At 60.9% G+C, this 13208-nt stretch carries 8 protein-coding genes, 1 pseudogene and 1 riboswitch; of the genes and pseudogenes, 6 read left to right on the forward strand and 3 right to left on the reverse strand.

Annotation, left to right across the window (positions count from 1 at the left end; genetic code table 11):
• The first annotated feature begins 104 nt into the window (after positions 1–104).
• Positions 105–923, forward strand: coding sequence for a M48 family metallopeptidase (locus tag ACP7CZ_RS18790; protein ID WP_014716953.1), 819 nt, complete (start codon positions 105–107; stop codon positions 921–923).
• A 141-nt stretch (positions 924–1064) separates the two neighbouring features.
• Here ACP7CZ_RS18790 and ACP7CZ_RS18795 read toward each other — a convergent pair whose 3' ends face one another.
• The 3 genes and pseudogenes from ACP7CZ_RS18795 to ACP7CZ_RS18805 form a co-directional block, all read right to left on the reverse strand.
• Positions 1065–1649 carry a TMEM165/GDT1 family protein gene (locus ACP7CZ_RS18795; RefSeq protein WP_054897011.1) on the reverse strand — a complete coding sequence of 195 codons (585 nt, stop codon included), beginning with the start codon at positions 1647–1649 and terminating at the stop codon, positions 1065–1067.
• Between the two features lie 87 nt (positions 1650–1736).
• Positions 1737–1856, reverse strand: a riboswitch (yybP-ykoY riboswitch).
• 50 nt (positions 1857–1906) lie between these two features.
• Positions 1907–2905 (reverse strand): class I SAM-dependent methyltransferase, encoded by a 999-nt coding sequence (locus tag ACP7CZ_RS18800; RefSeq protein ID WP_034126326.1) that lies wholly within the window; start codon positions 2903–2905, stop codon positions 1907–1909.
• A 30-nt stretch (positions 2906–2935) separates the two neighbouring features.
• Positions 2936–3902: pseudogene (locus ACP7CZ_RS18805) on the reverse strand (2-hydroxyacid dehydrogenase).
• An 84-nt stretch (positions 3903–3986) separates the two neighbouring features.
• Here ACP7CZ_RS18805 and ACP7CZ_RS18810 point away from each other — a divergent pair.
• The 5 genes from ACP7CZ_RS18810 (at position 3987) to ACP7CZ_RS18830 (ending at position 13207) form a co-directional block, all read left to right on the forward strand.
• Positions 3987–4619, forward strand: coding sequence for a LysE family translocator (locus ACP7CZ_RS18810; protein ID WP_014716957.1), 633 nt, complete (start codon positions 3987–3989; stop codon positions 4617–4619).
• 265 nt (positions 4620–4884) lie between these two features.
• Positions 4885–6567, forward strand: coding sequence for a fatty acid--CoA ligase (locus tag ACP7CZ_RS18815; RefSeq protein WP_294163507.1), 1683 nt, complete (start codon positions 4885–4887; stop codon positions 6565–6567).
• A 332-nt stretch (positions 6568–6899) separates the two neighbouring features.
• The gene (locus tag ACP7CZ_RS18820) at positions 6900–8759 is read left to right on the forward strand and encodes a DUF1302 domain-containing protein (RefSeq protein WP_003188640.1); all 1860 of its coding nucleotides are present in this window, start codon (positions 6900–6902) and stop codon (positions 8757–8759) included.
• A 42-nt stretch (positions 8760–8801) separates the two neighbouring features.
• A complete protein-coding gene (locus ACP7CZ_RS18825) occupies positions 8802–10166 on the forward strand; it encodes a DUF1329 domain-containing protein (RefSeq protein ID WP_034126328.1) in 1365 nt (454 codons plus the stop codon).
• Positions 10167–10477: 311 nt separating this feature from the next.
• Complete coding sequence (locus ACP7CZ_RS18830) at positions 10478–13207, forward strand: LuxR C-terminal-related transcriptional regulator (RefSeq protein WP_054897008.1); 2730 nt, start codon at positions 10478–10480, stop codon at positions 13205–13207.
• The last annotated feature ends 1 nt before the right edge of the window (position 13208 follow it).

Here is a 13208-nt window from a genome sequence, read left to right on the forward strand (position 1 = left end):
CGCGTTCGGATGTATCTTAAATTCAGCGGTTAAACGTCCAGGGTATCTGGCGCAGATACAAATGACCGCCTACGATACGCGCCATGTTTTCAGGGAGCGTGTTCATGAAGAAGTCATTGGTGGTAAGTGGTTTGGTTGCAGCAATGCTGCTGGCGGGTTGCCAGTCGGTCAATACCACCAGCGGCGGCGCCGTTGGGGTGGAGCGCAAGCAGTACATGTTCAGCATGCTGTCGAGTCAGGAAGTCGACCAGATGTATGCCCAGTCTTATCAGCAGACCCTGGGTGAAGCCAGCAGCAAAGGGGTGCTGGACAAGACCAGCGCAAACGCCAAGCGCGTGCAGGCCATTGCCAAGCGCCTGATCGCCCAGGCTCCGACTTTCCGCGCGGATGCGGCCCAGTGGAACTGGGACGTGAACCTGATCAAAAGCGATGAGATGAACGCCAACTGCGGGCCTGGCGGCAAGATCCTGGTGTACAGCGGCTTGATCGACAACCTCAAGCTCACCGATGACGAGCTGGCTGCCGTGATGGGTCATGAAATCGCCCACGCCCTGCGTGAACACGGCCGCGAAGCCATGTCCAAGGCCTACGGTATCCAGATGGCCAAGCAGGGCGCCGGGGCAATATTCGGTCTCGGCCAGGACAGCCTGGCACTGGCCGATACCGTCGCCAACTACGGCATGACCTTGCCCAACAGCCGCAGCAACGAAAACGAAGCCGACCTGATCGGCCTGGAGCTGGCCGCCCGCGCTGGCTACAACCCGAACGCGGCCATCACGTTGTGGAACAAGATGGCCAAGGCTTCGGAAGGCGCACCGCCGGAATTCATGAGCACGCACCCGGCTTCGGACAGCCGCATCGCGTCCTTGCAGGCGGCGATTCCGAAGGTGATGCCGCTCTACCAGCAGGCCAAGAAGTCCTGATCGACGCCGTGTAGGAGCGAGCTTGCTCGCGAAAAACGTCAACGATAACGCGTGTTGCCTGAATAAACGCGGCGCCGGTGAGTTTTTCGCGAGCAAGCTCGCTCCTACAAGCATCAGGGCAAACCATCTTCCGTGTTTGCCTTAGATCCAGCCGCTGCTCTGCATGGCCTTGTACACTGCAATAATCGCCAGCACGAAGAACGCCGTAGCCGCCAAGCGACGAATCAAGGTCAGCGGCAGTTTCTCCGCGGCAAAATTCCCCGCCAGCACCACCGGCACGTTGGCAATCAACATGCCCAGGGTGGTACCGATAATCACCAGCCACAGTTCCGGGTATTGCGCCGCCAGCATCACCGTGGCGATCTGGGTTTTGTCACCGATTTCGGCGAGGAAGAACGCAATCAAGGTGGTCAGGAAGGGCCCGAACTTACGGGTGGTACTGGCTTCGTCATCATCGAGTTTGTCCGGCACCAGGGTCCACAGCGCCGTGGCGCAGAAGCTCGCGGCGAGGATCCAGTGCAGCACCGCATCCGAGAAGAAACTCCCGAACCAGGCGCCCACGGCACCGGCCGCCGCATGGTTGGCCAGGGTCGCGGCAACGATGCCGGCGATGATCGGCCAGGGCTTGCGAAAGCGAGCAGCAAGGATGAGTGCGAGCAGTTGCGTCTTGTCGCCGATTTCGGCCAAGGCAACGATTGCGGTAGGAACGAGTAGTGAATCCAGCATCAGGTAGTTTCCAGGGGCGGGTCGACACGGCTATGACACGTACAGCCTTCCCGCCCCGGGTAAGGTGTGCGTGTCATAGGTCTTGTCAAACCCCGGTCCGTCTGTGCGGACTCCTGGGTCGCATACGCCATGGTCTGCTGACCAAGTATGTTGACGTATGCCGGACGAGCATGGCTCGTGGGAGACTACTCCCCTAGGACGCTGCGGATTCTGCCTAGGCAAAATCCATTCGGCAAGCGTTCTTTTTCAAACGTCCGTCAGGGGCGCTTGGCGCGGTAAATGCGAAAACCATTGCCTTCGGCCTTGATTGCGCAGATGCCCAAATGCTCTTCGATCAGTGGCTGGTACTTCAGGAAGCTATTGGCAACCAGGCGAAGTTCGCCACCTTTTGCCAGGTGTTTCGCTGCTTTTCGCAGCAGGTTCTCCGTGGCGAAATAATCGGTATGCACGCCGACATGGAATGGCGGGTTGCTCAAAATCGCGTTCAAACCCATGGGCGCCGCGTCGATTCCGTCGCCGGTCAACACGTCGGCTTCCAGGCCGTTCGCTGCCAGCGTCAGGCGACTGCTGGCAGCGGCGAAGGCATCCACATCCAGCATCGTCACGGTGTTGTGCGGGTAGCGGCGTTTGACCGCAGCCCCCAGCACGCCAGCGCCGCAACCGAAATCGAGCAGGTTGCCGCTGGGCAGCTTGTCCAAGTGCTCCAGCAACAACTCGGTGCCGCGGTCCAGGCGACCATGGCTGAACACCCCTGGCAAGCTCACCACCTTCAGCGGACCTTCGGCCAGGGGGACGTCGAAGACCTGCGCCAGGCTCTCAAGCTCCACGGCTTGCGGCGCGTTAGCGACAGTGACCTGCCATAGTTGGCAATGCCGTGCGCTATCGAGCTTGCGCGGTTTGCCGAACGGAACCATCTGCTTGGCGGCACTTTCGATACCCCCCTTTTTCTCGCCCACCAGAAACAGCTCAGCGCCAGGCAGGCGCGCGGCCACGGCGTTGAGCAGGTAGTCGGTGAGGTCTTTGGACTTGGGCAGGAAAATCACCGCCGCATCAAAGGCGCGCTCGGGCACTGTCACGCCAAACTGGCTGCGTTCGGCGAAGCGCGCATCGAGCGCCGCCTGGTCACCGGCATGCCAGCACCAGCCGTGGGCATTGGGCAGGCGCCCAAGCAAATCGTCGGCAGGCAAACCTACGAGCAGCAGGTTGCCTTGAAAAAGTTCGGCCTGTCGAAGCAGTACTTCACTGCGCGGATCCATAGTCTGCTCCTTGAAAAGGAGCGCAGTTTATCAACTGACGACGCGCAGTGGGGCGCCGTTGAAAAAGCCCTGGGCGTTTTCCGTGAGCTGGCCGACGATGCGCTGCCGTGCTTCGCGACTGCCCCAGGCGTTGTGGGGCGTGACGATCAAGCGTGGAATGTCTCCAGCCAGCAGCGGGTTGTCATTGACTGGCGGTTCGACACTCAGCACGTCAGTCGCTGCGCCGCCAAGGTGACCACTTCGCAGCGCGTCGGCCAGGGCCTGTTCATTGATCAAACCACCGCGCGCAGTATTGACCACAAATGCGCCGGGCTTGAGCAAGGCCAGTTCACGGGCGCCGATAAAGTCGCGGGTATGTTCATTGAGTGGGCAATGCAGGGTCAGCGCATCGACCTGGGTCAGCAATTCGTCCAGCGGCACACGGTCGGCGCGGGCAGGGCGCCCAGGTATCGCGCCGAGCATCACGCGCATGCCGAACGCTTCGGCCAGGCGTGCCACGGCACTGCCCAATTCACCATGGCCGAGCAGGCCGAGGGTTTTGCCTTCCAGTTCGACGATCGGATGGTCCAGCAGGCAAAACTGTTTGGCATGCTGCCATTTGCCAGCGGCCACATCCTGTTGGTAATCCTTCAAGCGCGTGGCGAGGTTGAGCAACAGCATGATCGTATGTTGCGCCACCGATGGCGTGCCGTAACCCTGGCAGTTGCTCACGGTAATGCCCTGGGCGCGGGCCGCTTCAAGGTCGATATTGTTGGTGCCGGTGGCCGACACCAGGATCAGCTTGAGCTCGGGGCAGGCCGCCAGGGGTTTGCGCCGTGAGCGGGATTTTGTTGCTAATGGCGACTTGGGCGCCCTGCAAGCGCTCCAGCACATTCTCGGGCGTGGTCTGTTCAAACAACTGCAACTGGCTGAAGCACTCATGCAAACCGCTGAGGTCGAGGTCGCCCAAGTCCAGGGAAGGGTGGTCGAGGAAGACGGCGCGGCGATTGTTCATGATCAACTGTACCTTTTGCGACGAGGTTCGAAGGCGTAATCTGCCGAGCCTATCAGATGAAATAATCAGTTACTTAATGGAGTGAGCATGTACGTCGCCGAGTTTTTGACCGTAGCCTTGATTCACTTGTTGGCAGTGGCGAGCCCCGGCCCGGATTTCGCCGTGGTGGTGCGTGAAAGCGTGACCCATGGCCGCCGTGCTGGAACCTGGACGGCCTTGGGCGTCGGTTCGGCGATTTTCCTGCATGTGGGTTACTCGTTGCTGGGTATCGGCTTGATCGTGTCCCAGTCCATTGTGTTGTTCAATGCGTTGAAGTGGGCCGCAGCCGCGTACCTGCTTTACATTGGCTTCAAGGCCCTGCGCGCCCAGCCGGCCAAGCCTGCGGCCGAGGGCGAGTTGCACCGTGAAGCGGGCGAGCGCACCCCACGCGGCGCGTTTACCGCAGGTTTTGTGACCAATGGCTTGAACCCCAAGGCCACGCTGTTCTTTCTGTCGCTGTTCACCGTAGTGATCAACCCGCACACGCCGCTGGCAGTGCAGGCCGGTTATGGGGTGTACCTGGCGGTGGCGACTGCGTTGTGGTTTTGCCTAGTGGCCATGTTGTTCAGCCAGCAGCGCGTGCGCGCCGGGTTTGCAAAGATGGGTCATTGGTTTGATCGGACCATGGGCGCGGTGTTGATTGCCATCGGGGTGAAACTGGCCTTTACCAGCATGAAATAATCATTTTTCTCAAGTGAGCACAATCCAGATGTGGGAGCGGGCTTGCTCGCGAATGCGGTGCTTCAGTCAAAGATATACCGGCTGACACTCCGCATTCGCGAGCAAGCCCGCTCCCACATTGGGTCTCATTAGGTCCTCGGTAATGGCGTAACGCTAGCATTTACTGGCCCCTGCAAATCATTCCTTTGGCTGATTTGGCTGAAACATAAGCGCTCTACAGTGCAGGTCTTCAAGCCAAGACCGTGCAGTCATTAAAGGGATTCTTATGTTGCAGACCCGTGTTATCCCGCCCGCCGAAGGTGCGTACCAATACCCGCTGTTGATCAAGCGCCTGTTGATGTCCGGGACTCGCTACGAGAAAACCCGGGAAATTATCTATCGCGACAAGCTGCGCTACAGCTACCCGACGCTGATCGAGCGCGTCGCTCGCCTGGCCAATGTGCTGACCGAAGCCGGGGTCAAGGCCGGTGACACGGTGGCGGTGATGGACTGGGACAGCCACCGTTACCTGGAGTGTATGTTCGCCATCCCGATGATCGGCGCGGTGACTCACACTATCAACGTGCGTCTGTCGCCAGAACAGATTCTGTACACCATGAACCACGCCGAAGACCGCTTTGTGCTGGTCAACAGTGAGTTCGTGGGGCTCTACCAGGCGATTGCCGGGCAGCTCACTACCGTCGACAAGACCTTATTGATTACCGATGGTGACACCCACACCGCCGAGCTGCCCAACCTGGTAGGTGAGTACGAAACCCTGCTGGCCGCCGCCAGCCCCACCTATGACTTCAAGGACTTCGACGAAAACTCGGTCGCCACCACCTTCTACACCACCGGCACCACCGGCAACCCCAAGGGCGTGTACTTCACCCATCGGCAACTGGTGCTGCACACCATTGGCGTAGCGACCATCATGGGCAGCGTCGACAGCGTGCGGCTGCTGGGCACCAACGACGTGTACATGCCGATCACGCCGATGTTCCACGTACACGCCTGGGGCTTGCCGTATGTGGCGACCATGCTCGGGCTGAAACAGGTGTACCCCGGCCGCTACGACCCGGAATACCTGGTGGAACTGTGGCGCAAGGAGAAGGTGACGTTCTCCCACTGTGTGCCGACCATTCTGCAAATGGTGCTCAACGCCAAGGCTGCGCAGAACGTGGATTTCGGCGGTTGGAAAATCGTCATCGGCGGCAGCGCCCTGAACCGTTCGCTGTACGAAGCCGCCAAGGCCCGAGGCATTCAACTGACCGCTGCATATGGCATGTCCGAGACCGGGCCGCTGGTATCCTGCGCTCACCTCAATGATGAGTTGATGGCTGGCAGCGAAGATGAGCGCACCACCTACCGCATCAAGGCCGGTGTCCCGGGGCCGTTGGTCGAAGCGGCAATCATGGACACCGACGGTCGTTTTCTGCCCGCCGATGGCGAAACCCAGGGCGAACTGGTGCTGCGCGCGCCGTGGCTGACCGAGGGTTACTACAACGAGCCGCACAAGGGCGCCGAGCTATGGGCCGGTGGCTGGTTGCACACCGGTGATGTGGCTACGCTGGATGCCTTCGGCGTGATTGATATCCGTGATCGCATCAAGGATGTGATCAAGACCGGCGGCGAATGGATCTCCTCCCTGGCCCTCGAAGATCTGGTCAGCCGTCACCCCGCCGTACGGGAAGTGGCGGTGGTAGGCATCGCCGATCCGCAATGGGGCGAGCGCCCCTTCGCCTTGTTGGTAGTGCGCGAAGGGCATGTGATCGATGCGCGAGAGCTCAAGGAACACCTCAAGCCTTTTGTCGAACTGGGCCATTTGAGCAAGTGGGCGATCCCGAGCCAGATCGCCGTTGTTACTGAAATTCCCAAGACCAGTGTCGGCAAGCTCGACAAGAAACGTATCCGTGTCGACATCATCGAATGGCAGGCCAACAACAGCACGTTCCTGTCCACGCTCTAAACCCTCTCGCCGCGCCCGCTCGGGCGCGGCAATGCTCTATATCAAGCCTTTACTTGTGATTTGCCGAATTTCAGCCATCCTTCCCGCGTCGACCTTCGTCGGCGTGGCGAAAGGGTTGTGGCAGACAGGTTGGTGATGCAAATCACACTTTAGAGGGATCAAGCACTACCCCCCTCTGGCTATAGTCCCTTTCAGAGTTTTTCGCGGATGTTGCGCTTCGAGCCATGGAGGCTCGGTGGCGATGCGGCATTGGAATCGTTGTATCCCGGCCGTTACATCTGAAGAAAGGGCTCACTGCCATAACAATAAAATATGCACATGGAGTAGCGTCGATGACCTCAGTAAACCAGTTCTGGCGCCGGGCAAGACTGCCCCTGGCCGTCAGCCTCGCTTCTACGCTCGCCGGGCCGGCATTCGGCGTCAGTTTCAACATTGGTGAAATCGAAGGGAGCTTTGACTCGTCGCTTTCCGTGGGGGCGAGCTGGTCCACGGCCAAGCCCAATCGTGACCTGATCGGTGCCAACAACGGCGGCAAGGGCCTGTCCCAGACCTCCGATGACGGGCACTTGAACTTCAAGCGCGGCGAAACGTTCTCGAAGATCTTCAAGGGCATCCACGACCTGGAACTGAAGTACGGCGACACCGGTGTATTTGTGCGGGGCAAGTACTGGTACGACTTCGAACTCAAGGACGAAAGCCGTCCGTTCAAGGACATCAGCGACAACAACCGCAAGGAAGGCGCCAAGTCTTCGGGCGGGCAGATTCTCGATGCATTCGTCTACCACAACTACTCGATTGCCGATGCGCCGGGTTCCGTGCGTTTTGGTAAGCAGGTCGTGAGCTGGGGCGAAAGTACCTTCATCGGCGGCGGCATCAACTCCATCAACCCGATCGACGTGTCGGCGTTTCGTCGTCCGGGGGCCGAGATCAAGGAAGGCTTGATCCCGGTGAACATGTTCTACGTGTCCCAGTCGCTCACCGACAACCTGTCGGCCGAGGCGTTTTACCAACTGGAGTGGGACCAGACCGTGACCGATAACTGCGGCACGTTCTTCTCGCAGCCGGACGTGATCTCCGATGGTTGCAGCAACAACCTGCGGGTACTGAACAAGCGTTCCACCATTCCTGCTGCCGCCCTGCCAACTCTGGGTGCCTTGGGTGTGGACGTGAACAGCGAAGGCGTACTGGTGCGTCGTGGTCCGGACCGTGATGCACGCGACAGCGGCCAGTTCGGCGTCGCTATGCGCTACAACTTCGAACCGCTGGATACCGAATTCGGCGCGTACTTCATGAACTACCACAGCCGCGCGCCGATCTTCAGCGCGCAGGGCGCGCCATCGGCGGCCTACACGCGTCCGCTGGGGCCACTGGGGGCCTTGCGGCCGTTGATCGTGGCGGGTAGCTCGAACTACTTCGTCGAGTACCCGGAAGATATTCGCCTCTACGGCCTGAGCTTCTCCACCACCTTGCCTACCGGCACCGCCTGGAGCGGTGAGTTGAGCTACCGTCCGAATGCGCCGGTGCAGTTGAGCACCACTGACATTCTGTTCGCCGGCGTCACGCCGATCCCCGGCTTTGGCAATGCGTCCGTGCTCAAGGGCACGCCAGGCCAGGACCTGCACGGCTACAACCGCAAGGAAGTCACCCAGTTCCAGACTACTTTCACGCACTTCTTCGACCAGGTCATGGGCGCCAGCCGCCTCACCACCGTCGGTGAAATCGGCGTGACCCACGTGGGTGGCCTGGAAAGCAAATCCCAGGCTCGTTACGGCCGCGATCCGGTGTTCGGCCCAGGCACGCTGCCAGGTGGGTTCTGCAACGCCCTCAACAACTCCACCGCCAACGGCGCCGGCTTGCCCAACGCTGCTGGCCTGAACACCAATTGCAATAACGACGGCTATACCACCGCAACGTCATGGGGCTACCGCGCCCGTGCCATCTGGGAATACCCGGACGTGTTCGCAGGCGTGAACCTCAAGCCCAACGTGGCCTGGTCCCACGACGTCAAAGGTTACTCGCCAGGCCCTGGCGGCAACTTTGAAGAAGGTCGCAAGGCGGTCAGCCTGGGCCTGGATGCCGAATACCAGAACACCTACACCGCGAGCCTGGCGTATACCAACTTCTTTGGTGGCAAGTTCAGCACCGTGGATGACCGCGACTTTGTCGCCTTGAGCTTCGGCGCCAACTTCTAAGCACACTCTTTTCAAGTGGCATGTATTCAGGAAGACCAGAGCATGAAAATAACAAAAAGTCTGTTGCACGTGGGTGTGCTTGGGCTGTCGATCCTGGCGAGTAACGTCATGGCGGCAGTCTCGGCAGATGAAGCCGCCAAGCTCGGCACGACCCTGACCCCGATGGGCGCCGAGATGGCCGGTAACGCGGCCGGCACCATTCCTAAATGGTCGCCATTGCCGACCAATGCCGGCGCGGTGGACGCCCGTGGTTTCCTCGCCAACCCGTATGCCAGCGAGCAACCGCAGTTCACCATCACTGCGCAGAACGTCGAGCAGTACAAAGACAAGCTGGCCCCCGGGCAATACGCGATGTTCAAGCGTTACCCGGACAGCTTCAAGATGCCGGTGTACCCGACCCATCGCGGCGCCACCGTGCCGGCCGAGGTGTTTGCCTCGATCAAGAAAAACGCCACCACCACCAACCTGGTGTCCGGCGGCAACGGCCTGGAAAACTTCGAAACCGCCGTCCCGTTCCCGATTCCCAAGAGCGGCGTTGAAGTGATCTGGAACCACATCACCCGTTATCGCGGCGGCAGCGTGACCCGCCTGGTTACCCAGGCCACCCCGCAAACCAACGGTTCCTATAGCCTGGTGTACTTTCGCGACCAGTTCGTGTTCCGCGACAAGATGAAGGACTTCGATCCGAAAAACCCAGGCAACGTGCTGTTCTACTTCAAGCAGCAAGTGACTGCGCCAGCGCGCCTGGCCGGTGGTGTACTGCTGGTGCACGAAACCCTGGACCAGGTCAAAGAGCCGCGTTCGGCCTGGGTCTACAACGCCGGGCAGCGCCGTGTGCGTCGGGCGCCGCAAGTGTCCTATGACGGGCCGGGTACTGCCGCCGATGGCCTGCGCACCTCCGATAACCTCGACATGTACAACGGTGCGCCGGACCGCTACGACTGGAAGCTGGAAGGCAAGAAAGAGATGTACATCGCCTCCAACAGCTACAAGGTCGACGATCCCAAGCTCAAGTACGCCGACATCATCAAGGCTGGCCACATCAACCAGGACCTGGCTCGCTACGAGCTGCGCCGGGTCTGGCACGTGGTCGCCACCTTGAAGGAAGGCCAGCGCCACATCTACGCCAAGCGTGACTTCTACATCGACGAAGACACCTGGCAAGCAGCGGTGATCGACCACTACGACGGTCGCGGCCAACTGTGGCGCGTTGCCGAAGCCCATGCCGAGAACTACTACGACAAGCAAGTGCCGTGGTACGCCTTGGAAACCCTCTACGACCTGCAGTCCGGCCGCTACCTGGCCCTGGGCATGAAGAACGAAGAGAAGCAGGCCTATGACTTCGGCTTCACCGCCAGCACCAGCGACTTCACCCCAGCGGCCCTGCGCCAGGACGGCGTTCGCTAACTGATCGCTCCCACGCTCTGCGTGGGAGCGCTTCCCGTGACGCTCTGCGTCACGCCTCAAAAGTCGACGCGCAGCGTCGAAGTCTGTATTCCTACGCAGAGCGTGGGAACGATCATTCCTGGATGGGCGCGTTGTTTTTGAGCGCTTCGCGAGCAAGCTCGCTCCTACTTCTTTCCAGGAGGCTGGACGGGATATTTCTTGTCGCAGTTCTTTTTCAGCCATTTGTTGCAAAGATCTACAATCCCGCCGCTTTTACCGCTAGTCTGCGGACATCTGCAATGCCGACAACAGCCTTCTACAAGAGCCCGGCGATGACTGATCTGTCCCGAACCCATGGGCCTGCCAGTGTGGTGATGCCGACCCTGGAAGGCCGCTTCTACCGGCCCCCGCTGCCTGACGGCTACGTGCTGCGCCCGCGTCTGTGCGAACGGCTGAATGCGGGCCTTGATGGGCGACTGTTGCTGGTCAGCGCGCCTGCGGGGTTTGGCAAGAGTTCGTTGGCGGTGGAGTTCTGCCAGGGCTTGCCTGCCCAGTGGCAAAGCCTGTGGTTGGGCCTGAGCCCTCGGGATAGCGACCCCGGCCGTTTCCTGGAGCGGCTGCTCGACGGCTTGCAACAGTATTTCCCGCAACTCGGCGCCCAATCCCTGGGGTTGCTGAAAATGCGCCAGCGTCACCAACCCTTTGCTTTCGAAGAATGGCTCGATGGCCTGCTCGACGAACTGGCAGTGCACCTGTCTGCACGTTCGCCGTTATTGCTGGTGCTGGATGACTATCACCTGGCCCAAGGCCCGGTGCTGGATCGCTGCCTGCAGTTTTTTCTCAATCATTTGCCTGATGGCCTGGTGGTGCTGGTCACCAGCCGGCAGCGTCCGGACTGGCACCTGGCACGCCTGCGCCTGTCGCGGCACCTGTTGGAACTGCATGAGCAAGACCTGCGCCTGACCCATGACGAGTCCCTGGCGGTGCTGGATGGACACGGCAATGCATTGCGCGGCGAGGCGTTGGAAAACCTGATCCGCCGTAGCGAGGGCTGGGTCGCCGGCCTGCGCTTTTGGCTGTTGGCGGCCTCCGAAGCCGGCAGTGAGAGCGCCTTGCCGCAAAGCCTGCACGGTGGCGAGGGGCTGATTCGCGATTACCTGCTCGAAGAAGTCATCGACTGCCTGCCTGCGGAGGTACAAGCGTTCCTGTACGACACCGCACCTCAGGAGCGCTTTTGCAGCGAACTATGCGACGCCGTCCGCGAGGCCCACGACAGCGCAGAAATCCTGCGCTATTTGCAGGCTCATCAAGTGTTCCTGGTGCCGTTGGACGAGCAAGGCCATTGGTACCGCTACCACCACTTGTTCTCCGACCTGCTGCGCACCCGCCGCGAGAAAAGCGCCACCTTGCCGCCGGCCAGTTTGCACTTGCGCGCCTGTCGCTGGTTTAACGCCCAGGGCTTGATCGACGAGGCGGTGGAGCAGGCGCTGCGGGCCGGGCATCTGGATGTGGCAGCGAACCTGGTGCAGAACCTGTCCGAAGAGCAGCTGCTGGCAGAGCAGAATGTGGGCATGCTGTTGCGTTGGAAGATGGATTTGCCCGACAGCCTGCTGATCAGCACGCCACGTTTGATCGTGCTGTATAGCTGGGCGTTGGGGCTGGCGTGCCAATTGGATGCGGCACAGGAGCTGTCCAGTTACCTCAGCCGCTTCCTGCCGGCCCCGTCGGCCACCGCGCAAAAATCCATGTTGGCCCAGTGGTTGGCGCTGAGCGGGATTATTGCCCGTGGGCGTGGGGACCGTGAGCTGACCCAGCGCTATTGCCAAGAGGCGTTGGAAAGCCTGCCGCAAAAGCGTTACGGCCAGCGCCTGATGTGCCTTTCGACCCTGTCCAACCTGGCGATCGTCGATGCCGACCTGTGGCGCGCCCGTGGCCTGAACCGCGAATCGTTGGAACTGGCGCAGCGCGTCGGTAACCCCTTGTTTGAAGCCTTGGCCCATTACGACCGGGCCCGGGTGCTGCAGGCGCGGGGGGAGATCCTGCGTTCCCTGGATGAAGTCCGCCAGGGCCTTGAGCGCCTGCATGGGCTGGCGCCCCAGCGCCTGTATGCCGTGCGCGCACGCCTGTCGCTGTACGAAGGCTACCTGCTGCTGGTGCGTTACCAGCCCGAGGCCGGCCTGGCGCGTTTGCGCGCCGGCCTGGCCGAGGCCCGTGCCTGCCGCGATATCAGCGTGCTGATCGGGCACTGCGTCATCGCCAGCTTCGAAGGGCGGCGTAGGGAGTTTGCCCATGCTTTTGCCGAACTGGCCGAGGCCGAGCGCTTGATGCACATCTGGGATGTGCCGCCGATCTATTACCTGGCGATGATCACCCTGATCAAATGCGAGTTGTGGCTGGCCCAGGGGCGCACTGACCTGGCCGACGCCTGGCTGGCCCGCCTGGGGCAGACCTACAACGGCGAGCACGCCGCGGCCGCCCCCGAGTTTCATCCGCACCTGCCGCAACATATCGAGCTGCAACAAGCTGCGCTCGATGCCACGCGCCATCAGCCCGACAGCGCGCTGCAACGCCTGGAAGCGTTGGCCCAACAGGCCCATGACAGTGGGCGCCAAATGATTGCCCTGATGGCGCTGGTCCAGCAGGTGCAGTTACTTCTGGATAATGGCCTGGAAGCCAAGGCCCGGCCGGTATTCGCCCGTGCCCTGGAAGCCGGTTCGGGCGGTGCGTTGCAGCCGTTTCAACGGTTGTTGGAGGGTTATCCGCAGTGGATGCGCGATCAGTTGGGCAAGGATTCCCATGGACTGCTCAATCAGAGCTTGCTGGCGTTGCTGCCCCAAGCCAGCGCAGTTGAAGCCACACCTCAACAGGAAACCCTCAGCACCCGAGAGCTGGCGGTGCTGCAACTGATTGCCCAAGGCTGTTCAAACCAGGAAATCAGCAACCAGCTGTTCATCTCCCTGCACACGGTGAAGACCCACGCCAGCCATATCAACAGCAAGCTCGGCGTGGAGCGTCGTACCCAGGCGGTGGCGCGGGCCAAGGCCATGGGGTTGTTGGCCTGAG

Origin of the sequence: Pseudomonas sp. DWP2-2, from assembly GCF_049897065.1 — a bacterium.
Lineage (GTDB): Bacteria > Pseudomonadota > Gammaproteobacteria > Pseudomonadales > Pseudomonadaceae > Aquipseudomonas > Aquipseudomonas paracarnis.